The following is a 23,197-nucleotide window of genomic DNA, read 5'->3' as shown; positions in this document are numbered from 1 at the left end:
TATTTTAAAAGAGAAGCATTAGTACTTATGTTGAAATAATTTAAATCTGTTTTAAGGGGTCCTTAATTTTTAAGGACTCTTTTTCTTATGGTCAATTGAGCATTGATTATTATGATGATAACAATAGGATTATTCAAACGAGTGAAACTGGAACAGTTACTACAGACTCGGTATAACCCTTTAGGTATATGTCATGAAGATTCCGTAAATTCTATAGAAAGCTCATAATAACAAGATTTATTAAAGATGGTTTTTTATGATAATCGAAGGAAGGAAGCAATCACTATGAATTCCACTTACATAAGAAAGAATGATGAAATTACGAATCGCCTTCGATTGTCTCTAGCATCCAACGAAATTGAGCAATTCATCTTAACTTTTCTAAGTCTACATGTTTCAGACCAAGCAGCATTCTTTTTGGGACTGAATGAAAGGAAGCGTGAAACAGTTCTTAAGTCTCTAAAACCGAGTGAGTTTGCCGGTATATTTCAAGAACTGAGTTTGGACGATCGAAGGCTTATAGTGGCGTATCTTGACTCTAATTATGCTACGGAAATGCTGAACTTTATGGTCTCGATCGAAGCAGCGGCTTTCCTAAGATCCATATCGAAGCGTAAAGCCGTTTCACTATTGGATGCTATGCAGCCGGAAGTTAGAACAAAGGTGGAGCGGATCATGAAGTACCCAGTTAACTCTTCGGGTACACTTATTCATACTGTATTTCAAATCGTAGATAGAGCGGATACTGTTGAGGCGGTACTGAGTCGGTTACGTCTATCGAGCGAGGACAATTATTATTATTTTCTGTATGTTACCAATCAGGACCTTCGCTTGATCGGTGTTGTATCGATACATCAACTATTGCGAGCCCGATCAGACAGCAAGATGGAGATGCTCATGAACACGAATATCATCTCTATTCACGATCATGCTAATCAAACCCACGCAGCAGACTTGATCAAAAAGTACGATCTTCATGAGCTCCCTGTCACGGACCAAGACGGAATCATGATTGGAATCATTAAGGTTGATGATGTTCTCGATTTGCTGGAAGAACGGATGACGCAGAGAATTCAGAATATTGCCGCGCTAAAAAGTGGATTGTCGTTTTCTTCAAGTACATTTAGATTAGTAAGCCAAAGATTGCCTTGGCTTATTGGACTTACGGTGCTGGGCTTTCTGATGACTAAAATCATGGCTCCTTTTATCGCCTCACTGGAACATTTTACGACGCTAGCACTATTTATCCCGGTAATACTAGCAATGTCGGGTAACGGCGGAATTCAATCCTTATCTGTTGTCATTAGAAGAATGAGTGTGAGTCCGGTGAGCGGTAAGGGCAGTTGGTATTTACTTGGAAAAGAAGCGGGCATTGGTGTGCTGACGGGGTTCGTTTGTGGGGTCTTCGCTACCGTGCTGTCAATCCTATTATTGGATTCATCGCTGATGTTTAGCACTATCGTAGGTTTGGCACTATTTATATCTGTTCTGTTCGGAACGATAACCGGAGCAATACTTCCCTTAATCGTTAAACGTCTGAATATAGATCCTGCAATTGCTTCTGGACCCGTGGTAACAACTTTAACCGACATCGTAGCATTATTCATTTATTATAGCGTCGCCAATCTTCTTATACCATTTGCAACATCCTAACATGAAGGAGTAGACATAAATGATCCAGATCGAAGAAATGAGAGATATGATAGAGAATTCAGATGTTAAGTTCATAAAAAACTATATTGAATCGTTCAGACCTTTTGATCTGGCTCAATGTATAGAGCAACTTGAGAGCAAGGAACAAATTAAATTGTTTGAGATATTGGATCCTGCCATGTCTGCAGAGATATTGGAATATTTTGAACCGGTATTACAGTATCGCATTCTAAATTATTTGGAGGAAGTACTGACAACGAAGGTTCTCAACAAGATGTCTAGCGACGTCGTAGCTGATATGATGCTTGCCATACATCGGTATCAAGCCGAAAAGCTGCTCATTCTACTTCCGGTGGATTATGGTCAAAAAGTTCGGACTTTGATGACCTTTCCTGAACATACCGCAGGTAGTCTGGCAACGGTCGATTATATTGCTGCACGCAATACATGGACATTAGAGCAAACATTACGTCATATCCGGAAAATTGGTCATAAAGCAGAGATTACCTCCTATGTTTATATCACCGGAAATAAAGGGGAGCTGCTAGGTGTAATTTCGTTGAAGAAAATCATACTAACTGAACCCCAGACCCAAATATCAGAAATTGTAATGGGAGAAGTGATTTCAGTACCCGCTACTATGGGGCAAGAGGAAGCAGCCGAGCTGCTAACCCGTTATGATTTAGTAGCTCTACCTGTAGTTGATAAGCAAGAGCGCTTAATTGGCGTAATCACAGTCGATGATTTAATCGATGTCATTCACGAAGAGGCGACAGAGGATATTCAGAAGCTGGGCGGAAGTCAACCTCTTGCTGAACCTTATTTAAAATCGTCCGTATTTCAATTATATCGAAAACGTATCATTTGGTTATTAATTTTATTTGTAGCGGAGGCCTATACAGGAACTGTTCTGAGACACTATGAGGAGACGTTATCTGAAGTAATTGCATTGGCTTTCTTTATTCCATTACTGATTGGAACGGGTGGAAACACAGGAACGCAAACGGTGTCGACTCTGGTACGGGCACTTGCTGTCGGTGAAGTCCAATTGAGGGATCTATTTAAAGTCGTAAAGAAGGAAGTAACCACAGGTTTATTGACGGGTGCCACGATTTCATTGATAGCTTATGGTCGAGCATTAATACTTGGGGTAGATTGGAACGTTGGACTTGTTGTCAGTATTTCAGCAATGACTATCGTCATTTGGGCGTCCTTTGTGGCAGCAATTTTACCATTAATATTGTATAAGCTAAAGGCAGACCCTGCGGTCGTATCGAGTCCTTTTATTACTACGCTAGTGGATGGCACCGGACTTATTATTTACTTCACGGTTGCCAAAATAGTGCTTCAAATATAGCTTAATATTAATCAAATCAATTAGATAAAGATAGATGTTTTAAAATAGACTATTGCTGAGAATGTCTCCATTGATACTATACTACAATCGAAATGGAACGCATCAAAAAAAACTGATGCTTGACGTGTATCATATGACTTGCTACAATTGACGCATCAAAAATAATTGATGGGAAGTTGAGGTGACAACATGAAGGTTCCTATTATTGAAGAGGACATCTTGAGCGTTTACGAACAGAAATTTAAAGCTCTTTCCGATAAAAATCGGTTAAGAATCATTTATGAATTAAACCAAAGAGGTAAAGTTTGTGTGTGCGAATTAACCGACATGCTTGATCTGCCTCAGTCGAAACTGTCTTATCATTTAAAAATGTTACTTGATGCAAATCTTATACTTCTGGAACGCATTGGAAAATGGAACTTTTATGAGCTAAACAACGAAGAAGTCAGAGGACTATTATCTGAACAGCTGTGCTGTATTTTTTATCCGCTTTGATCCGACCCTTGTGGTCGGTTTTTACATTAAAGCAAGAAGGAGTAACTAGACATGAAGGGCACAAATGATTTGACCCAAGGTCCTATTATGCCTACTTTGATGAAATTGACGATTCCCATCATTGCAACCAACTTCATATCTACAACCTATGGTCTTGTCGACATGATATGGGTAGGAAGGCTAGGGAGCGGTCCTGTTGCAGCGATTGGCACGGCAAGCTTCTTCATCAATTTAGCGATTGCTTTAGCGACAATGATAACGATCGGTACAGGGATCAAGGTTTCACATTGTATGGGAGCCGGTCAGGTAGAACAAGCTAGGTCATATGTGAAGAACGGATTTGTTATGTCTGTTGTATTAGGGCTTCTCTACATGGTCTTTATCGTATTGACTAAGGACCATCTTATTGGTTTCTTTGATCTTGGAAGTGATGAAGTTGAGTTGATGGCGAAGCAATTTTTATTGATTTCAATAGTAGGTATCGTATTCTCAATCCTAAACACCTTATATGCAACCATTTTGAATGCTATGGGAAATAGTAAGCAGCCGTTTCATATTTTTTCAGTTGGTCTCATTTTGAATATCATCCTCGATCCATTCTTAATATTTGGAGTGGGCAGTTTTGAGGGTTGGGGAGTTGCAGGGGCAGCGATTGCCACTCTGACGGCCAATGTATTAGTGACCGTGCTGTTTATAATCCAAACAAGAAGTTCCCAATTTATGTCTAAATCGTCGGTTTGGGATAGCCATCTCATGAAACAAGTAATCCGAATGGGGCTTCCGATTACGATTCAGCGGGTTACTTTTACGATTATATCGATCATCATTGCGAAGATCATTGTGCGGTGGGGTGCTGACGCCATTGCGGTTCAAAAGGTCGGGATACAAATTGAATCCATCTCTTATATGACCATCGGTGGCCTACAGGGGGCTATTGCTGCCTTTTTTGGACAAAATTACGGAGCTCGTCAATTGGATCGAATTCAGCAGGGGTATCGCAAAGCATTGCTGCTGACATCTGTATTTGGTACTTTCATTTCACTTGTATTCATCTTATTTCCACAACAACTCTTTTCACTGTTTCTATCTGATGAAGCTAGTTTAAAGTTAGGAACGGATTACATGCGAATTATCGGTTTCTCCCAATTGTTCATGTGTATGGAACTGATGACCGTAGGTGCATTTAACGGCATTGGTAAGACACATATTCCGCCGATATTTAGTATTTTATTTACTGCGTTACGAATACCGCTAGCTTTGATCTTATCCGAACCGTTTGGTTTAAATGGGGTGTGGATGTCGATTGCACTGAGTAGTGTGTTTAAGGGTGTCATTCTGGTCTTCTGGTTTAGAAAATCTTTGCGCAATATAAATGTTCCGCAAGCCATTCATTTATAACAAGTCATAAAGGAAGGTCATTAAACATGAATTTGTTAAATCGTGAACTCATCCAGCTTTTGATAGACAAAGCTTTACATAATGATCTGCTTCGAGGTCATTTCGGTTTGGAAAAAGAAAATGTGAGAGTCGATCAAGATGGAAAACTTGCATTGACACCGCATCCTAAAGCCTTTGGCAGCAAGACGGAAAACCCTTTTATTCAAACTGACTTCTCAGAGAGTCAAATTGAGATGATAACCCCAGCCTTTGACTCGATTGATGAGACTTATCATTTCATGGAAGCTTTGCAAGACATTGTTTCGTTAGAATTGGATGGGGAATACTTGTGGCCAAGCAGTAATCCCCCCATGTTGCCCGAAGAGCAAGAGATTCCAATTGCCAAAATGAACGATCCCCTAGCGGACGACTATCGAAGCGAATTGGCGGACAAGTATGGTCGTAAGAGACAATTGTTAAGTGGAATTCATTATAATTTCTCGTTTGATGAAGGGTTTCTTAGAAAGCTATATGAAACAGAGGCGCGGAACACAGACTTTAAAGAATTCAAGGATGCGATCTATTTTAAAGTAGCTCGTAACCTGTTGAGATACCGTTGGCTGCTCATCTATTTAACAGGGGCAAGTCCTGTTTTTGATAAAACCTATATCGATCGATGTGTTGCTTTAGGGGATTCACATGACAATAAAAGCTACTATGTTTCCAATATGAACTCACTTCGGAATAGTGCATGCGGCTATCGGAATGAAAAATCGTACTATGTATCCTTTAATTCGACGAAAGACTATGTTCATGATTTGAATAAGTTGATTCAGAAGAATGAATTACTGAGCGTGAAGGAATTTTACAGCCCTATTCGCATAAAAACAGCAAAGGGCATCAACCCCTTACAGGAACTTGTGGAAGATGGAGTAGCATACTTAGAGCTTCGATTTATTGATATAAACCCGCTTCATAGAATAGGAATCAGTAAAGAAACGATGCATTTTATACATTTGTTTATTCTTTTTATGCTGCTTAAAAAAGATGAACCCTTTAATGAAGAAGATCAAAGAATAGCTGAATTGAATCATGATCAATTGATCATGGAAGGCATTGGCGGACGTTTAAACGATCATGAAGATCGTCAGTTCACGATGCAGGAGATGGCAATTGCTTGTATCGATGAGATGCAGGAAATGGTGCAGCTGTTGTTCCCTAAGGTTGAGGACTACCTACACATACTAAATGGTGAGAAGCAAAAGATTCTTCATTCTGATTTGAACCCTGCATCTATCGTAAAGTCCGACATTCAAAAGACATCCTATCTGACTTACCATTTAGAAAAAGCAAAAAAGTACGCTGGGGAAAGTATTCAGAATGGATACCGTTTTGCAGGATATGAGGATCTCGAATTATCCACCCAATTGCTCTTAAAAGCAGCAGTGAAGAGGGGAATTAAGTTCAAACTGGTGGATCGGGATGAGAATTTTGTATTGTTATCACATGGTGAGCACGAAGAATATGTGAAGCAAGCTACGAAAACGTCCTTGGACTCCTACAGTACGGTGTTAATTATGGAAAATAAGGTTGTTACAAAAGAAGTTCTCAAACGACATGCAATTCGTGTCCCGTCAGGGGAAGCATATAGAAGCTTGGATGAAGCGATATCCGCCTACGAAACGTATAGCGGCATTCCAATTGTGATCAAGCCTAAATCAACCAATTTCGGGTTGGGCATTACGATCTTCAATCGCGAATATTCGAGAGAGGATATGAAAAAAGCGTTTGAAATAGCCTTTACACATGATCGGACAGTGCTTCTCGAGGAATTTATGACAGGCAAAGAATATCGCTTCCTGGTTATGGGAGATGAGGTGGTTGGGGTGCTGCATCGTGTTCCTGCAAATGTCGTGGGAGATGGTGTCCATACGATCGAACAGCTTGTTAAAGAGAAAAATAAAGACCCACTCAGAGGTCGTGGATATAAAACCCCCCTTGAGAAAATTCAGTTAGGGGAAGCAGAAGAGATGTTTTTGAAGAATCATTCTATGGGTTGGAACGATATACCACAATCAGGGGAAGTTATCTATCTGAGAGAAAACTCGAATATTAGTACAGGTGGAGACAGTATCGATTTTACCGATGACATACCCAATAGGTATAAGGATCTAGCTGTTCAATCAGCTAAAGCAGCAGGAGCAACCATATGTGGTGTGGATATGATGATTGATCATATAGAGGAAGAAGCAACGGACACCAATTACAGCATTATAGAAATCAATTTTAATCCAGCGATCCATATCCACTGCTACCCTTATATTGGAAAGAATAGAAAGGCAGATGAAAAGATTCTGGATTTATTGTTTGGTTAAACCATGTTAAGTATTTATAAGTCGGTTCCATCAGGGGCTGGGACCGGCTATATTTCAGCATAAGAAAGGAATGAATTTTATTGGAGCAGTTGAAAAAAATTGCCGAGAAGTTAAAGTTGCTTGGAGATAAAACAAGACTTACCATGTTGACGCTCCTTAAGGAAAGAGAGTGGTGTGTTTGTGAGTTTGTTGAAATTTTTGATATGTCCCAGCCTGCAATCAGCCAGCACTTAAGAAAATTAAAATCCCAGGGGATTGTAAATGAAAGCAAACGTGGTCAATGGGTGTATTATTCCTTAAATGTAGAAGATAAGCCATATATTAAAGCGGTGTTGGATGAAATGCCTACTTCTCAAGAGATATTATCATCATTTAACAAAGACATTAACTGCGCTTGTGAGTAACGGTTTGATCAGAATAAATAGCATCAGAATAACGTATCTCTGTTGATTATATAAGTATATAGTTATATAATGATTAACCGGAAAGTGCATTACCTTATCGAACTCATAAAAAAGAGTAGGATTTTTAACGGCTCAATCTAATAATCAGTTCTTGACATAAAAAGCAAAGTAGCGGAGGGGATGGAATCGATCTGAAGAAGCGAAGCGTTCGCCTTTGTCCCCGAATTTCATCCACTTTAAAAGTTGATTCATAAGAAATTTGGGGACAACAGCGATCGTAAGAACGATCCATCCACGCAGCGGCTTCATTGCTTAATGCAAGCACTGATTTTGGATTTGAGCCTTTTTAACTGCTGAATAATTGGAGGGTTGTACATTGCTTACTGCTGTACTTTCTAGTTTGATTTTTCTTGTGACATTAATTCTTGTCATATGGCAACCCAGAAATCTATCCATAGGATGGTCTGCCTGTGGTGGTGCGGCATTAGCACTCTTAGCTGGTGTCGTTAACTTTCAGGATGTATGGGATGTCACCCAAATTGTTTGGAATGCGACACTAGCCTTCGTCGCCATCATTATCATTTCATTGATCCTGGATAAAATCGGTTTCTTTGAATGGGCTGCTCTACATATGGCTAATGCAGCTAGAGGAAACGGCATTCGCATGTTTGTCTATGTATCCGTGCTCGGAGCTATAGTAGCTGCATTTTTTGCAAATGACGGAGCGGCACTGATCTTAACACCGATTGTGCTTGCTATGGTAAGGGCACTTAATTTTGACGAGAAGAAAGTATTTCCCTTCATCATTGCTAGTGGATTTATTGCGGATACGACTTCGCTGCCACTTATCGTTAGCAACTTGGTGAATATTGTGTCCGCAGACTTCTTTGATATTTCGTTTACCGAATATGCTAGCCGAATGATTGTTCCCAATTTGTTCTCATTAGTAGCTAGTATTCTTGTGCTTTACTTGTTCTTCCGGAGGAGTATACCGAAGAAATTTGATGGTACACAGCTTAAACAACCTTCGACAGCTATTCAAGACCGAAAAATGTTTCGTTTGTCATGGATAGTACTATGTGTTCTGCTTATCGGTTACTTTGTATGTGAATCCTTTAATATACCGGTATCCATTGTAGCGGGAGTTATTGCGATTTTCTTCCTACTGATGGCAAGAAGAAGTCCGGTTGTGCAAACGAAGGAAGTACTGAAGGGAGCCCCATGGGCTATCGTCTTTTTCTCGATTGGTATGTATGTCGTAGTATATGGGTTGCGTAATGCAGGTCTCACCGATCTTCTCGCAAGTGTAATTCAGAGCGTTGCTGACCAAGGTTTATTTGCGGCTACGATGGGAATGGGTTTTATTGCTGCGATTATTTCATCAATCATGAACAATATGCCTACTGTCATGATTGATGCGTTAGCAATAGATGCTACGAATACATCTGTAGCCATTAAAGAGGCTTTGATTTATGCCAATGTCATCGGCTCTGATTTAGGTCCTAAAATAACACCTATCGGCTCATTGGCAACCTTGTTATGGCTCCATGTTCTTTCAACAAAAGGCGTGAAGATCAGTTGGGGCACTTATTTTAAAACCGGGATCATATTAACGATTCCAACTTTATGTATAACCCTATTAGGTTTATATATTTGGTTAACTATACTTTAATTTCACACTAGGGAGAGAATGAACATGGAAAAAAAGACACTATACTTCTTATGCACAGGCAACTCTTGCCGCAGTCAAATGGCTGAAGGATGGGCAAAAAAACACCTTGGTGATGATTGGAATGTCTACAGTGCAGGTATTGAGGCACACGGCCTAAATCCCAATGCTGTCAAAGCTATGAACGAGGTTGGTATTGATATTTCGAATCAAAAATCCGATATCATCGACCCTCAGTTGTTAAATACATCGGATTTGGTAGTAACGTTATGTGGAGATGCTGCAGATCGTTGTCCCATGACACCTTCACATGTTCGTCGTGAACACTGGGGATTTGATGATCCTGCTAAGGCTCAGGGAACAAATGAAGAAAGATGGGCTGTTTTCCAACGTGTTCGTGATCAAATTGGTGAGCGGATCCAAAAATTTGCTGAAACCGGCGAGTAATAAAAATTGATTTATCGTGAATAGTACTGTATAGTTCTAAACATGAATCGAAAAAGAAACCAACCAACCAATCGCGATCAAGTCATTCAGACGGCTGCGCAGATGTTTCTGACGGGCGGATACGCTTATACGAGCATGGATGATGTGATGCGGGAAAGTCGTGTGTCGAAGTCGAATATTTATTATCACTTTAAGAGTAAGGAGGAACTGCTCCTGGCCGTCGTCGAATTCTGGGCTGATACGTATGAAGCCCAGTTGTTCGCCATACTCGGCCAAAACGGCCTCACGGTGGAGGAGCGAATACTGGCCTTCATGGAATCGTTGGCTATAGGCTTCACGGAACGGAACCATCAAGGGGGTTGCCCGTTCGTGTCGTTATATTTGCAATGTTCGGAGCAGGCCGAGGCCGTTAGAGTGAGAATTTCCCGGTTTTTCGTCGAATTGTCGCCGTTATTGACGAAGTTGTTCGCTCAGGGAGTCAATAAGCAAGAATTCCGGCGGGATGTCAGTGCCGAGGAGGCGGCTTCCCTGTTCATCGCCTCGCTAGAAGGATCGCTTGTACTGGCCGACACGACCCGCGATGCCGGGGTCATCAAGCGGACGGCAGTCCAGTTTTGCAGAATGCTTCGTTAACGAAAAAGTGACATTTCCAGCCCAAACAAACCGCTGCCAAGTCCTTTTCTTCATTCTCCCTTCCGTTCAGAAGAGGCTTCCGACGTAGGGGGAGGTTACTTTGGTATAATGTCTTTAGTCACCGTAGAGCAACTAGACGATGCTGCGATCGTCAGGACTCTCAAGCAGATACCCTCTATGCGTTTTCAACTATAGAGGGTTCCGTCAGTCTGATGCTTCTGTAATGAAGCTTCTTTTTTTACTCATAAATAGAACTGAACAGTTCTAATTGATGCGGAGGAATTAACATGAGTGTTATGTTCATCACCGGAGGAACCGGATTTATCGGCAAGGAAGTCATCAAACAGCTCGCAAAAGGAGGGGATCGGCTGCTACTCTTGGTTCGTTCGGTAGAGAAAGCTTCTGCCGAGCTTAATCGCATGGGATTGGGTGGGGAAAACAAGCACATTACGCTGCTGCAAGGAGACTTGTCCGCACCCGGACTCGGATTGCATCCGGACGATCGCGAGCTTGCACGCACTGCCGATGTGATTATCCATGCGGGAGGAACGATGAACATCACGCTTGACTCGACGACAGCGAGGCAGACCTTTCTCGAGGGGGCGCGCCATATTGCTGAGTTGGCTGCAGACGTACATCAGGAAAAGGGCTTGCGCCATTTCATCCATATCGTCGGGTACATGAGTCCCTTTCATGACAATAACATCCATATGGAGACGGATGTGTTCCAAGCGGATGACCTACTGAAAAAGGAAGGTCCATACGAACGAATGAAGTTTTTATCCGATCTGTACATACGCCAGCAGGCTAGAGAGCACGTATATACATTATCCGTCGTGAACCCGTGCACGCTCGTCGGGGCCAAACCTGCAGGTACGACGGAACAGACGGGGGGGCTCGGTATTCTCGTCGAGGCGTTGCGGCGGAAGGTAATGCCGGTCATCCCTGGGGGATCGTCGTACTGGGTGCCTATCGCCGCCAATGATGATCTGGCCGATATCATTGCTTATTTGGCGCGTGATGCCGCACCGAGCGGACGCACTTACAACGTTCTCGGCGAGAAGGAGCGGGAACCGGATATGAGGGAATTGTTGTCCATCATATCCCGGGAATTAAGAATGCCGGCTCCTCGTCTGTCCGTGCCCGTGCCATTGATTCGGGCCACGATGAGGGCTGGGGGCAGCCGCCTGACCGGTATTCCCGCCGAGTCTTTGTCCTTTATTACCAGCCGTTCCTTCCGCACCGAGACCACGAACGAGCTTCTCGAACGCATGGGGAAGCCTCCTTTACATATAAGCGGCATCCTGCCAATGGCAATCGCGGACCTGGATTATCGCCTGACCTATCCGAACCGCAAGGAACCGGAAGGCTATGTGAAGGAGCGGAGAGGGGATCTGTCCGTGCTCGTAAAGGAAGGAAACGGAGTGCCGTGGGTATTGGTGCACGGGATGTTTAGCGGAGCGGATGATCTGGTTCCCCTTGCTGACCAATTGCATGAGCGGACCGGTAATCCGGTATGGATTGTGGACCTGCCCGGATTCGGGCGATCCCCGTCTCTGCGGCAGGGGGATGCGCTGCAGGGCAATGTCGAAGCCCTGTGTCGCGCGATAGAGGATCACCCCGGTCCTATTCGCCTGGCCGGTCATTCATTCGGTGCCGTTCTGGCCGCCAAGGCCACTGCCGCCTTACAGGACAAGGTACAGCGTCTGTTCCTGCTGCAGCCAGTTCTCCATAAGCCCCGCAACCGTGTGCGCCGATGGCATAGCACATCTGCCCAATGGTCTCGCTTCTTGCTACAGCTGCTTTCCGCAGGTTCGTTAACGAGAATGATGCTGCGGGAGGAAGGAATTGAGGATCAGAGCGAGCTTCCTGAAGGATATATCGAATCCGTTATCCGGGGACTATCTTCTCCGCGCATTACGGCGGCGAATGCCGCCATGCTGCATATGGTGCATCATCATCTGCCTGACTTGATGCCGGCCGACCTGCCCGATGTACCGATTACGATTCTGTGGGGAGAGAAAGACAAGGTATACACGATTACGGAGCCTTTCCGTCAAGATCCTCGTGTGAGCGCAGTTCCGTTCGGTCATCAATTTCCCGTCTTTCGATCGCGGGAAACAGCAGAACTGCTGATTGAGCTGAGCAGCTGAACGGACTCAATCCGATAATGCCTCGTGAAGCTTTAGCTGCGTCTGTGCTAGGGGGTGGGGATAAGGAACAGAAGAGTTAAATAAATAACATTATTCTACCTCAAATTGTCGTGGTAAAATAAGGAATCAGAGGGTTGAGGAGAGTCAGTTACACACGGAGAGGGTTGATGATAATTGTTAGACGTTTTGAAGCAACAATATAGCTATATTAGACTCACAAGGCAAACTTTGTTTGAATTTTTGGAAGAGATTCCGTTGCAAAAGTTGCACAACACAGTCCCAAACTTCGGGAGTGGCAGTATTATAAAAACCCATATTCACGTTGCTGATTGCTATAGGTACTGGCTTGGATCATACGCTTTTAAACAGAAACGAATTGATTTTTCATTTGCTACTCATAATGAGATTGAACGCTCGGATGTCAAGTGGATTCGTGACAGATTTGAGTTAGCAGATGAAGCAGTATATCGGTTCTTGGAAGAGTTTAATTTTCGTTGGTTCGAACAAATATCGAATCATGTGAAGTGGCAGGAGGAACCATGGAGTACAACTCCATTAAGGCTCTTAACCCATACGGAAACACATGAATTTCATCATAAGGGACAGATTGTATCAATGGCTCGGCACCTGGGTTACACTCCTCCTAACACAGATTTAAGTTTAACGTCCAACAGTTTGTAACGCTGCTGGAATAAGGCGATATAATTTATCCCTAATCAATCATTATCGATTCTGAACTAACGGGACTCGAGAGCTTAATGTTAAGAAGGAATTAACGTGAATATCATAGAATATTTAGTTATTAAGTAATCAGTTATCATAAATCGTGATAAGGAGGGTAAAGATTGAACAATAATGTCGCAAATGTCAAGCTCCATGCAAAGTCTATATTATAACCATGGCGGATTTTTGTATGGAGCTTATTGAAGTAACCGCATGTTTTCATTCTGACCTGTAAGGTGAAAATAGTTTATAGTATAGATTTTGCTCCCTTAAAATTAGAATCTATTTTAAGGAGTATATCTACTTTGAAATATACAAATGCTGAAGCTATTTTGCCAGAAGATTTACTAAAGGAAGTACAGAAATATGTGCAAGGCCGAATGGTCTACATCCCCAACTCAGAAGGGTCTCGCAAAAAATGGGGTGAAAAATCAGGGAGCAGAAATTACCTGAACCTTAGAAACGGCCATATTCGCCAAAAATTCAATGAGGGATCAACGATTGATCAACTCTCAGAACTGTTCAGTCTTTCCCATGATAGTATCAAAAAAATTGTGTACTCAAAAAATAAATAAATCATAAGGTTTGTCGGGTTAAGCCCGCAAGCCTTTTTTTATATTCTAAACGCTTAGTAATTGTTTTTTATATATTTTTAAATTCGATCACTTCTATAATAAAGACCATAGGATTCACAAGAATGAAATAAATAAAAGACCCAAATTCGAAAGTAGGAGCTCACTATGGAACATAGTTTTGGATTGACAAAATTAAATAGCGAAGAAGCAACGATACTTGAATTACAGGATGCTATGAATAAGGGGGAAGTTACCTCAAGGGAACTTGTAATGTATTATATGTACCGTATCGCAACATTTGACCAGAGTGGACCCATGATAAACTCTATTATGGAAATAAATCCAGATGCGATTTTTATTGCAGAAGCTTTAGACCAAGAAAGAAAATTACTAGGAGCAAGAAGCCCTCTACATGGTGTCCCTGTATTATTGAAAGGAAATATTGAAACAAATGATAAAATGCATACAAATGCGGGTGCATTAGCTTTGGAAAACCATGTAAGCTCAAGAGATGCCTTCCTTGTCCAAAAATTAAGGAACGCAGGTGCAATTATCCTCGGAAAAACAAATTTGACAGAATGGGCAAATGGGATGTCGTCATCAATAATGTGGGCTGGATATAGTTCAATAGGTGGACAAACCAAAAATCCATATGGGGATTATTTTCCTGGTGGTTCTAGTACGGGTTCGGGTGCATCCGTTGCAGCAAATTTTGCTACAATCGCAGTTGGAACAGAGACATCCGCCTCTATTTTAAGTCCATCTGTACAGAACGCTATCGTTGGTATAAAGCCAACCGTAGGTTTAATAAGTCGATCAGGAATCATTCCGTGGAGCAACTCTCAGGATACAGCTGGACCTATGGCAAGGACTGTGACAGATGCAGCGATCTTATTAGGTGCTCTTACAGGAAAAGATGAAAGTGATCCCGCTACTTGGAAGAATGAACATCCTAATATGGACTATACAGCATTTTTAGATAAAGACGGATTAATTAACGCAACCATAGGCATTTTCAGGAATGTAGCCCCTGAGAAATATCGTGATATTGGCGAGTATGATGAAAGATTGTTTAATGATGCTGTGGCTAAACTTAAAGATTCTGGAGCCACTGTAATAGAAGATATAGAAATCCCATCGTTCTATAGAGAGTGGGAACATAACAAAATGAACTTTGAATTTAAGCATTCTATTGAACACTATTTGCAAAGCCTCCCAGCTCATCTTCCTATTCATACATTAAATGAATTGATTGAATGGAACGAGCAGAATACTGAGAAGGCTTTGAAATATGGACAAGATTCATTGAAATATCAATTACAACTAGATAATCCATTAAAGAATCAGAAATACATTCTAGAGTCTATTACTGATTTATATTATTCGCAAAATATGGGTATAGATCATGCATTACAAAAGTATGGATTAGATACAATCCTGTTTCCTTCTTATGTCGGAGCTGATATATGTGCTAAAGCGGGTTATCCATCCATAGCAGTACCTGCTGGATTCCAAGATAATGGAAGAGCATTCGGGATTACATTCGCAGGAACGGCATTTAGTGAACCGGCACTAATTCGTATTGCATTTGCATACGAACAAAAAACGAAACATAGGAGAATGCCAGATTTAATAGGAGGAAGGTAGAGTGTCAAATGAAATAAAGAGTTACATTGACTATCCAATGGTGAAAATTCAAGGGGGAGAAATAGAATTAAGAGATGATAGAATAAAAAGCAAATGGAAAGCTGAAATAGGACCGTTTCTTCTTGCACGGTATCCTGTAACTACGAGTCTATACTATGCAATTACAAATAAATCTCCTAATTCTTTTGACGGAGATCTAAAACCGGCTGTGAATATTTCTTGGAATGATGCAATTTCTTTTTGTAATCTACTTTCACAGAAAGCTGGACTGAAAGAGTGTTATTCCATAAGTAATGATGGTAAAAACATTATTTGTGATTGGGAATCAGACGGCTATCGACTTCCTTCAGAAGCAGAGTGGCAATATGCATGCAAAGCAGGGACCACTGGTTATAGATACGGAGAGCTTGATAAGATTGCCTGGTATAATGAAAATTCAGGAGGTAAAATCCATGAAGTAGGAAGAAAGGAACCGAATGCATGGGGGTTGTATGATATGTTAGGGAATGTTTGGGAGTGGTGCTTTGATTTATATGATGAACAAGTATACGGCTCCTACCGAATTTTTCGAGGAGGTAGCTGGGCTGAAGAGGCCAGGGGTTGTGGAGCTTCGTGTCGTCGTCGTAGCCATCCGTCATTTTGCATAGACGACCTTGGATTCCGTCTTGCCCAGTCTTTTTAGCTTCAACAAACAATGAAACAACAAGAACTACTAGAGAAAAAAGGGATATATTATGATATGCTTATTCACCAAGACGGTTTGCCATCCGGCAATTAGAGCAAATAGAGTCTGCAAAATAAAGTGTGTAGTAATACATATTTCTAATGAAGATACTCCAATTGAATAAGCCTCCATGGCGTGCAGCAAGCAGGCATCATCAGCGGTAAAACGTACGCGAATAAATCCGGCATATGCTTCGCACCGCAAGACTAAGCAACCCGCGAAGAGACGGCCAAGGTGCTCTCGGTTTCATTGCAAGGTATGGTAAAGTAAAAATCACGCCAAAGTGAATGGAACCGCCCATTTGGCTGTAGTCCTGTTAATCGCGACCGCTACCGGCATAACCGGGGGCGGTCGTATTCTTTTGACCGATAATTTAGGCTGTATATCCGTTCTGATTCAGACGGTCCAAGACCAGATAAACGGCGATGGCATCATCCAGATAGCCGATTGGAAAGATGTAGTCGGGTATGATGTCCGCCGACAAAATGAAGTATAGTAATGCGCTACCCAGCACGGACCGATCATTAACAGACGTATCTTCATCGCAATATCGCATGTACATTTCCTTCAAATGTTCGATGAACGGCCCCACCCCGTTTACCTGGTTTACTTTGGCATTAAATTCGTGGCAGATCATGCGGTGGCCCTCTTCTGTCTGCGAATATTGCTCATACTTGATCAATTCTTGTTCGATACGCGCTGTCGTAACTTCAGGATCGAATAATTTGGAATTCCCGAGTATTACCCTTATCGCATCAAGCGAATTGAGGATCCCCATCTCGCTTTCTTTTTTTCCGTCAACCACTTCATAACCGGAAGCTTCAATCAGTTGGTCCAACGAAATATCCAGATGTTCGGAAAAATGCTTCAGATGAATCAGCTTCGGCTGCTGCTTGCCGTTCACGATACGTGAAATGGTAGCGGCATCCATTCCGCAAAGGCTGCTAAGTTTGCGCATGGAAAGCGAATGCTTCTTTAAAAGAAACCTGATCAGATCTCCGATACGATGTTCCTTTGATTGATCAAACGTTTCCATCCTGCACCCCCTTTCCCAAGATCATTTTACGATAGTATATGAGATGGTGTTGAGAAATTTTCCTTACATACAGTCCAAAACAGAGAAACAATTTGTTGAGTTTTTCTCATGTACTTGCACTTTTATCTCAACACCACATACATTAATAGCAAATTGAACAACATGAGGTGGTTTTGTGAATTGGCTGCTCATCCTAGGTTTTACAATTTCATCTAGTCTTGACAATCTTGGAGTAGGAATTTCTTACGGGATAAGAAATATCCGGATCGGTATCATTTCGAACTTGTTGATCGCCGCTGTTTGCTTCATGTTCAGCTATTCGGGGATTTGGTTTGGAAAATGGATCTCTGCCGTTCTTCCTGGCGTACTTCCCGTACTTCTGGGCACATTCATACTTTTGGTAATCGGACTTCGTATCATCTTGCTTGCAGTTCCCCGCGGGCAGAAGGAAACGGCAGAGCCAGATCCGAAAGCCAAAGGAATTACGGCGATCCTGCGGAATCCCGAACGCGTCGATCTGGACAAATCGAACGATATCGGGATCTTCGAATCTTTGATCCTGGGGGTTGCCCTTTCAGCTAATGCGCTGACTAACGGGTTAAGCGCAGGGCTGCTCGGACTATCGCCGTTGATCATATCCCTTACTGCAGCGATTGGCAGTTTTCTGACCGTATGGCTTGGGGTATGGTTGGGCAACAAAGTTGCGGGTGTACGCATCGGACCGTTCACGTTGGGACAATTCGGAACATTCGCCAGCGGTATTATACTTCTGCTGATCGCAGCTAACAATTTGTTCTAAACTTTACTTTAGCGAAGTCGAGATAATGAACTAAAAATTCGGAAAATGCTACATTATCTTTTTAAGAACTAGTGCTAACGATGATATAGCAAAATTGAGCATGGGAAAGTGGATTTACGGTAGTGTAACGGTGGAACATGAAATTCAGTGGATTTGTATGATGTCACAGCTGGCCGTGTATTAACCGATGAACAATATCAAAAAGTCGCAGTCAATCTTTAAGGCTAACGATATAGGTTTGGAAATAAGGGCTTGCGTTTGTAGCAAGTCCCTTTTTATATTACAACCAAATAGTGGAAAGTCCCTTGCTTCACAGATTAAACATATTTTTTATGTAAGTTAGAAGTAAAGGTTATCCATGAATCAACGTTGAGGAGGAACACGAGCCGTGTAGGTTATTTCATATCAGAAACTTCCCTATCCGCTCTTACGGTTTAATGATCGCCGTCGCCATAATTCTATCTTCTTGCGTCGCTAATAATCTTACACGGGGTACGATTTATCGGACGCACATCAGTCTTTCAAATTATTTATAGTATAATGGTTATTATTATATGGGATGGAAAACAGGGAAAGAGGGAACCGATGCCTACTATACTGGTTGCTGACGATGATGCGAACATTCGCGAACTCGTCTGTTTATTTCTACGCAACGACGGATTCGAAACAGCCGAAGCCGCGGACGGCAAGGAAGCACTGGCCGTCTATGCCTCGATGCATATCGATCTTGTCGTACTTGATATTATGATGCCGATTATGGATGGTTGGACGTTATGCAAAGAGCTCAGAAGAGCCAATCCTGATCTTCCGTTACTTATGCTGACTGCGAGAGGAGAAACATGGGAGAAAGTGAAAGGTTTCGAACTTGGGACCGATGATTATTTGACGAAACCATTCGATCCCTTGGAGTTGACGGTTCGTGTTCGGGCATTATTGAAACGATACCGAATTGGCTCCACGCAGACGATCCAGTTCGGCAACGTCACTCTTGATCGACAGACCTACAAGGTGATGAGAGGGACGGAGTCGCTCACATTGCCGCTTAAGGAGTTCGAATTGCTGTATAAGCTCGCTGGAACACCCGGACAAGTCTATACGCGTGAACAGTTGATCGATCAGATTTGGGGGATCGATTACGCAGGAGATGATCGAACGATAGACGTTCATATTAAACGCCTTCGCGAAAGATTCGCGACGACATCCGATTTCAAGATCGAAACGGTGCGTGGGCTTGGGTATCGGCTTGAGGTTTACGAATGATCAAGTCCTTATATATTCGTGTCGTACTGACATTCCTAGTCTCCGTCATTGGGGGAACGATCATTTCTTTTTTTGCGTCAACTTGGATATTCGAAGAAAAATTGAATGAGAACGCGCAAATCAACTTACGTAACTTTGGCCAAGACATCGTCCGAATTTACAAGACGCTTCCGTTACATGAAGCGGACTCGTTCGTAAGTGAAATGAAGCAGCTCGATTCCTATTATATTCGAATATATGAAGCAACAGGTCAGTTCCAGCCTTACGGAAAACTTAACGGACATAAACCTGCCCCTGTGACGATGGAGCAACTAAAGAAAGTACTCGATGGAGGCGTTGTCCAAGTCACGCCGAATGGAATTGCTTCGGTCCTCTTAGGGTTGCCCTTGAAAACGGAAATGGGAACAAAAGCGATGTTTTTGGAAACACTCGCCCCTCCTTCTTCCTCTTTTGTCGCTAATTGGGCAATGATCTTTGCAACCTGTTCGTTGATTGCAGGAAGCTTATTGATTCTGGTTGCCTCTATATTCTTGGTAAGACCGATCAAAAAGCTGACAAAAGCAACCAAGCGAATAGCGGCTGGAGATTTCAATGTCGAGCTGAATATTAAGCAAACGAGTGAGCTGGGGACGTTGGCTCGAAGCTTCGAAGAAATGATGCACGATTTGCAGCAACTTGAACAGATGCGCAGGGAATTCGTATCGAATGTATCGCACGAGGTACAATCACCGCTCACCTCGATATCCGGTTATGCTCAAGCCCTTAAGCAAGTAAACCTCTCAGATCACGAACGAAGTCGTTATCTGGACATAATCATCACTGAAGCGCAGCGGATGTCCAAGATGAGCGACAGCCTGCTCAAGCTGAGTTTGCTTGAATCGCAGTCACAGCAGCTCCGACTGGTCACACTCAGTCTTGATGAGCAGATCCGACGGGTTATCGTGGCGCTACAGCCGCAATGGTCTGCCCGCAATATTCGTTTCGAGCTCAATTTGAAGGCCATTCGCTTAACGGCAGATCATGATCTATTAAATCAGGTCTGGACGAACATCATCGGCAATAGTATCAAATTTTCCATGGATGGCGGCACGATCAGCATCAGCGTTAAACCAGATGTAAAATATGTAACCATCCGAATATCCGACACGGGCATTGGTATTTCCTTGGAGGACCAGAAGCGTATATTCGAGCGGTTCTTCAAGGCCGATCGTTCCCATAGCCGTAAGTATGGCGGCAGCGGTATGGGGCTTGCCATCGTGAAGCAGATCATATCGCTTCATCAAGGCGACATCCGAGTGGGGAGCGAGCCTAGTCAAGGAACGACCTTCATTGTCACACTGCCAATCACATCACCAACAGATTAATTCGATTGCTAAGGCTTCATGCGCAAGTTTCCTTGCGTGTGAAGCCTTTGTTTTTGGTCCGTTCATTTTCCGTTCATATTGTCGTCATCGAGGGTACATCTTCGTCGTATAAGCTTCTCTTAACGGCTTCTTATTCAAGGCAGCCCAATAAAGAGATAAGGGACAGGAGAAGATGAACATGAAACCAAAAGAAGAGGTAATGAAAAAGAGGATGCGTAAGCCGCTGCGCATTTTACTCAAAACCTTAGGAGCTATAGCCATAGCCATCGTGCTTTTTCTAGCCATTGTATTTATCGTGAATGTGATCTGTAACAAATCGGAGCAAGGTAAAATAGAATCCTATGGTCAGTCTGTAACCGTAGATGGTAAAAATATGAATGTTCTGATTCAAGGAACAGGCGAAGAAACCGTCGTACTCCTACCTGGTCTTGGAACAGCGGCACCCGCACTGGACTTTAAGCCGCTAATCGAAGAGCTATCACCATTCTACAAAGTCGTCGTCGTTGAACCTTTTGGCTACGGATTAAGTGATGTAACCGAAAAGGAACGGACCACAGAGAATATTGTCCGTGAAATTCACGATGCCTTACAAAGTCTTAACATTGAACGTTATATTCTCATGGGACACTCCATTTCAGGCGTTTACGGACTCGATTATGTGAATAAATACGAAAACGAGGTCATTGCATTTGTCGGGCTCGATAGCAGTGTTCCAACGCTAACGGAGAAGATTGAATCTTCCCAACTAGAAATGGTTAAATGGCTCAAAAAATTAGGTCTCTCCAGATTGGCAATGAAATTGGGTACGGACCCATTAGCTGCACTGCCGTATGATGATGGAACGAAAGAACAAATGAGAATTCTTATGCACAAAAACATGTTTAATTCGAACATAATAAATGAAGTTGAACATATGTATTCTAATTTTAAAGCAGCTGAAAGCGTATCATTTCCCAAAAATCTTCCTATTATTTTCTTTATCCAAGCGAATCATCCAGTAACGGATCGATGGGTACCTGAGCATGAAGCACAAGTAAAAAATTCTGTACATGGAAAAGTGATGCGGTTTGAAGCAGATCATTACATCCATCGTACCAAAGCTAAAGAAATCGTAGAGAACTTGAGAGAATTTATGAAAGAAATAAAATAAGTGTACTAGAGAAGGTATCTCTACGATCTTGATCATATGGATAAGTGATATAAAACCGTCCTAATGGACGGTTTTTCACTGTTTGAATATTTGACCTCCATGTTAGAGAATCATGTGCAAGCTTCCTTGCATGGGATCTCGTAGCATTTTTTTGCCTGTTCATATTCAGTTCATATTGTTGACATGAGGAGTACATCTTCATCGTATAAGCTTCTCTTAACGGCTTCTTATTCAAGGCAGCCCAATAAAGAGATGAGGGACAGGAGAAGATGAACATGAAACCAAAAGAAGAGGTAACGAAAAAAAGGATGCGTAAGCCGCTGCGCATTTTACTCAAAACCTTAGGAGCTATAGCCGCTGCCATCGTGCTTTTTCTAGCCATTATATTTATCGTGAATATATTTGCAACAAAATCGGATCAAGCAAAAACCGTGCCGTACGGTCAACACGTGTCTGTGGACGGAAAAAATATGAATGTGTTAATTCAAGGCGATGGCAAGGAAACGATCGTGCTTCTGCCTGGTTATGGAACAGCTGCACCGGCGCTTGATTTTAAGCTGCTCATCGATGAACTATCACCATATTACAAAGTTGTTGCAGTTGAGCCTTTCGGTTATGGATTAAGTGATGGAACGGAAAAAGATCGAACCACAGAGAATATCGTAAGTGAAGTTCATGAAGCGCTACAGCAGCTTAACATTAACCGCTACATGCTCATGGGCCACTCCATTACGGGCATTTACGGTATTAATTATGTGAACAAGTATCCTAACGAGGTGACTGCATTTGTCGGAATCGATAGCAGTGTTCCAACCCAACCGGGTATGGATGTTAAATTCCCATTAAAAATGTTTGCATTTCTTAAAAATTCAGGTCTCCAAAGATTGATGGTCAAATTTGGTGGTGACCCCTATGCTGGACTCGCATTTGATGATCACACCGTGAAGCAGATGAAAATGCTGTCGAATAGAAACTCGAATAGTTCCACGATGTTGAATGAGATGGACCATATCTCCTCTAATTTCAAAGGGGCTCAAGGCTTAACATTCCCGAAAGACCTTCCACTTCTACTCTTTGTACAAGCGGATAATCAAGGTGTAGCCGGATGGATCCCTCTGCATGAAGGGCAGATCAAGGACTCGGTGCATGGGAAAGTCGTCCTAATGGAAGGCTCTCACTATTTGCACCACACCAAATTCAAAGAAATCGCGGAGAACGTTAGAACTTTTATGAAAGAAGCAAAATAAATAGATCGAATGTAAAACCGTCCTTTGGGGCGGTTTTCCACAGTTTGTCCAATTGTCCGGTGTCTTGACGCATACTTTATTTTCCAGGTTTCAACCGCTCACGCTTGAA

The 23,197-nt window shown here is 42.4% G+C and carries 20 protein-coding genes; 19 read left to right on the top strand and 1 reads right to left on the bottom strand.

The annotated features are described in order from the left end of the window. Positions 1 to 285: 285 nt before the first annotated feature. From mgtE (MNQ98_RS16405) to MNQ98_RS16340, 14 genes are all read left to right on the top strand, one after another. Positions 286 to 1,653, top strand: coding sequence for a magnesium transporter (gene mgtE / locus MNQ98_RS16405; protein ID WP_241929221.1), 1,368 nt, complete (start codon positions 286 to 288; stop codon positions 1,651 to 1,653). 19 nt (positions 1,654 to 1,672) lie between these two features. Next, positions 1,673 to 3,010, top strand: a complete 1,338-nt coding sequence (mgtE, locus tag MNQ98_RS16400; RefSeq protein ID WP_241929220.1) for a magnesium transporter — start codon at positions 1,673 to 1,675, stop codon at positions 3,008 to 3,010. 189 nt (positions 3,011 to 3,199) lie between these two features. Beyond that, on the top strand, positions 3,200 to 3,505 hold the full coding sequence (locus MNQ98_RS16395; protein WP_241929219.1) for an ArsR/SmtB family transcription factor: 306 nt from the start codon (positions 3,200 to 3,202) through the stop codon (positions 3,503 to 3,505). A gap of 51 nt (positions 3,506 to 3,556) precedes the next feature. Then, the gene (locus MNQ98_RS16390; protein ID WP_241929218.1) at positions 3,557 to 4,903 is read left to right on the top strand and encodes an MATE family efflux transporter; all 1,347 of its coding nucleotides are present in this window, start codon (positions 3,557 to 3,559) and stop codon (positions 4,901 to 4,903) included. A 26-nt stretch (positions 4,904 to 4,929) separates the two neighbouring features. Next, the gene (gene gshAB / locus MNQ98_RS16385; RefSeq protein ID WP_241929217.1) at positions 4,930 to 7,257 is read left to right on the top strand and encodes a bifunctional glutamate--cysteine ligase GshA/glutathione synthetase GshB; all 2,328 of its coding nucleotides are present in this window, start codon (positions 4,930 to 4,932) and stop codon (positions 7,255 to 7,257) included. 80 nt (positions 7,258 to 7,337) lie between these two features. Further along, a complete protein-coding gene (locus MNQ98_RS16380; RefSeq protein ID WP_241929216.1) occupies positions 7,338 to 7,661 on the top strand; it encodes an ArsR/SmtB family transcription factor in 324 nt (107 codons plus the stop codon). A 376-nt stretch (positions 7,662 to 8,037) separates the two neighbouring features. Further along, positions 8,038 to 9,333 (top strand): arsenic transporter, encoded by a 1,296-nt coding sequence (locus MNQ98_RS16375; protein ID WP_241929215.1) that lies wholly within the window; start codon positions 8,038 to 8,040, stop codon positions 9,331 to 9,333. A 24-nt stretch (positions 9,334 to 9,357) separates the two neighbouring features. Beyond that, the gene (gene arsC / locus MNQ98_RS16370) at positions 9,358 to 9,777 is read left to right on the top strand and encodes an arsenate reductase (thioredoxin) (RefSeq protein ID WP_241929214.1); all 420 of its coding nucleotides are present in this window, start codon (positions 9,358 to 9,360) and stop codon (positions 9,775 to 9,777) included. Positions 9,778 to 9,819: 42 nt separating this feature from the next. Beyond that, positions 9,820 to 10,410 carry a TetR/AcrR family transcriptional regulator gene (locus MNQ98_RS16365; RefSeq protein ID WP_241929213.1) on the top strand — a complete coding sequence of 197 codons (591 nt, stop codon included), beginning with the start codon at positions 9,820 to 9,822 and terminating at the stop codon, positions 10,408 to 10,410. A 287-nt stretch (positions 10,411 to 10,697) separates the two neighbouring features. Continuing rightward, complete coding sequence (locus MNQ98_RS16360; protein WP_241929212.1) at positions 10,698 to 12,563, top strand: alpha/beta fold hydrolase; 1,866 nt, start codon at positions 10,698 to 10,700, stop codon at positions 12,561 to 12,563. A gap of 174 nt (positions 12,564 to 12,737) precedes the next feature. After that, positions 12,738 to 13,244: a DinB family protein gene (locus MNQ98_RS16355; protein WP_241929211.1), complete on the top strand. Its 507-nt coding sequence runs from the start codon at positions 12,738 to 12,740 to the stop codon at positions 13,242 to 13,244. A 347-nt stretch (positions 13,245 to 13,591) separates the two neighbouring features. After that, positions 13,592 to 13,861 (top strand): CD3324 family protein, encoded by a 270-nt coding sequence (locus MNQ98_RS16350; protein ID WP_241929210.1) that lies wholly within the window; start codon positions 13,592 to 13,594, stop codon positions 13,859 to 13,861. Between the two features lie 165 nt (positions 13,862 to 14,026). Then, entirely contained in the window at positions 14,027 to 15,508 is a 1,482-nt protein-coding gene (locus MNQ98_RS16345; protein ID WP_241929209.1) for an amidase family protein, read from the top strand. A 37-nt stretch (positions 15,509 to 15,545) separates the two neighbouring features. Further along, the gene (locus tag MNQ98_RS16340) at positions 15,546 to 16,190 is read left to right on the top strand and encodes a formylglycine-generating enzyme family protein (RefSeq protein ID WP_241933940.1); all 645 of its coding nucleotides are present in this window, start codon (positions 15,546 to 15,548) and stop codon (positions 16,188 to 16,190) included. Positions 16,191 to 16,605: 415 nt separating this feature from the next. Here MNQ98_RS16340 and MNQ98_RS16335 read toward each other — a convergent pair whose 3' ends face one another. Further along, positions 16,606 to 17,268, bottom strand: coding sequence for a DUF1232 domain-containing protein (locus tag MNQ98_RS16335; protein WP_241929208.1), 663 nt, complete (start codon positions 17,266 to 17,268; stop codon positions 16,606 to 16,608). Positions 17,269 to 17,443: 175 nt separating this feature from the next. Here MNQ98_RS16335 and ytaF point away from each other — a divergent pair, with 175 nt between their 5' ends. The 5 genes from ytaF to MNQ98_RS16310 all read left to right on the top strand — a co-directional run bounded on the left by ytaF (position 17,444) and on the right by MNQ98_RS16310 (position 23,088). After that, the gene (gene ytaF, locus MNQ98_RS16330; RefSeq protein ID WP_241929207.1) at positions 17,444 to 18,067 is read left to right on the top strand and encodes a sporulation membrane protein YtaF; all 624 of its coding nucleotides are present in this window, start codon (positions 17,444 to 17,446) and stop codon (positions 18,065 to 18,067) included. A gap of 585 nt (positions 18,068 to 18,652) precedes the next feature. After that, positions 18,653 to 19,327 (top strand): response regulator transcription factor, encoded by a 675-nt coding sequence (locus MNQ98_RS16325; RefSeq protein ID WP_241929206.1) that lies wholly within the window; start codon positions 18,653 to 18,655, stop codon positions 19,325 to 19,327. Then, positions 19,324 to 20,691: a sensor histidine kinase gene (locus MNQ98_RS16320; RefSeq protein WP_241929205.1), complete on the top strand. Its 1,368-nt coding sequence runs from the start codon at positions 19,324 to 19,326 to the stop codon at positions 20,689 to 20,691. Before MNQ98_RS16325 ends, MNQ98_RS16320 begins: the two co-directional genes overlap by 4 nt. A gap of 178 nt (positions 20,692 to 20,869) precedes the next feature. Next, a complete protein-coding gene (locus tag MNQ98_RS16315) occupies positions 20,870 to 21,841 on the top strand; it encodes an alpha/beta fold hydrolase (protein ID WP_241929204.1) in 972 nt (323 codons plus the stop codon). A 275-nt stretch (positions 21,842 to 22,116) separates the two neighbouring features. After that, a complete protein-coding gene (locus MNQ98_RS16310) occupies positions 22,117 to 23,088 on the top strand; it encodes an alpha/beta hydrolase (RefSeq protein WP_481856645.1) in 972 nt (323 codons plus the stop codon). Positions 23,089 to 23,197: the final 109 nt, after the last annotated feature.

Source organism: Paenibacillus sp. N3/727 (assembly GCF_022637315.1).
Classification (GTDB): Bacteria; Bacillota; Bacilli; order Paenibacillales; family Paenibacillaceae; genus Paenibacillus_AQ; species Paenibacillus_AQ uliginis.
This window is presented reverse-complemented; position numbering and strand designations above follow the sequence as displayed.

Bases quoted from the DNA above. Each gene is read 5' to 3' on its own strand.
- gshAB (WP_241929217.1), top strand. From the start codon at position 4,930: ATGAATTTGTTAAATCGTGAACTCATCCAGCTTTTGATAGACAAAGCT.
- MNQ98_RS16340 (WP_241933940.1), top strand. From the start codon at position 15,546: ATGGTGAAAATTCAAGGGGGAGAAATAGAATTAAGAGATGATAGAATA.
- MNQ98_RS16325 (WP_241929206.1), top strand. From the start codon at position 18,653: ATGCCTACTATACTGGTTGCTGACGATGATGCGAACATTCGCGAACTC.
- mgtE (WP_241929220.1), top strand. From the start codon at position 1,673: ATGATCCAGATCGAAGAAATGAGAGATATGATAGAGAATTCAGATGTT.
- MNQ98_RS16310 (WP_481856645.1), top strand. From the start codon at position 22,117: ATGAAACCAAAAGAAGAGGTAACGAAAAAAAGGATGCGTAAGCCGCTG.
- MNQ98_RS16320 (WP_241929205.1), top strand. From the start codon at position 19,324: ATGATCAAGTCCTTATATATTCGTGTCGTACTGACATTCCTAGTCTCC.
- MNQ98_RS16315 (WP_241929204.1), top strand. From the start codon at position 20,870: ATGAAACCAAAAGAAGAGGTAATGAAAAAGAGGATGCGTAAGCCGCTG.
- mgtE (WP_241929221.1), top strand. From the start codon at position 286: ATGAATTCCACTTACATAAGAAAGAATGATGAAATTACGAATCGCCTT.
- MNQ98_RS16345 (WP_241929209.1), top strand. From the start codon at position 14,027: ATGGAACATAGTTTTGGATTGACAAAATTAAATAGCGAAGAAGCAACG.
- MNQ98_RS16360 (WP_241929212.1), top strand. From the start codon at position 10,698: ATGAGTGTTATGTTCATCACCGGAGGAACCGGATTTATCGGCAAGGAA.
- MNQ98_RS16335 (WP_241929208.1), bottom strand. From the start codon at position 17,268: ATGGAAACGTTTGATCAATCAAAGGAACATCGTATCGGAGATCTGATC.
- arsC (WP_241929214.1), top strand. From the start codon at position 9,358: ATGGAAAAAAAGACACTATACTTCTTATGCACAGGCAACTCTTGCCGC.
- MNQ98_RS16365 (WP_241929213.1), top strand. From the start codon at position 9,820: ATGAATCGAAAAAGAAACCAACCAACCAATCGCGATCAAGTCATTCAG.
- MNQ98_RS16390 (WP_241929218.1), top strand. From the start codon at position 3,557: ATGAAGGGCACAAATGATTTGACCCAAGGTCCTATTATGCCTACTTTG.
- MNQ98_RS16395 (WP_241929219.1), top strand. From the start codon at position 3,200: ATGAAGGTTCCTATTATTGAAGAGGACATCTTGAGCGTTTACGAACAG.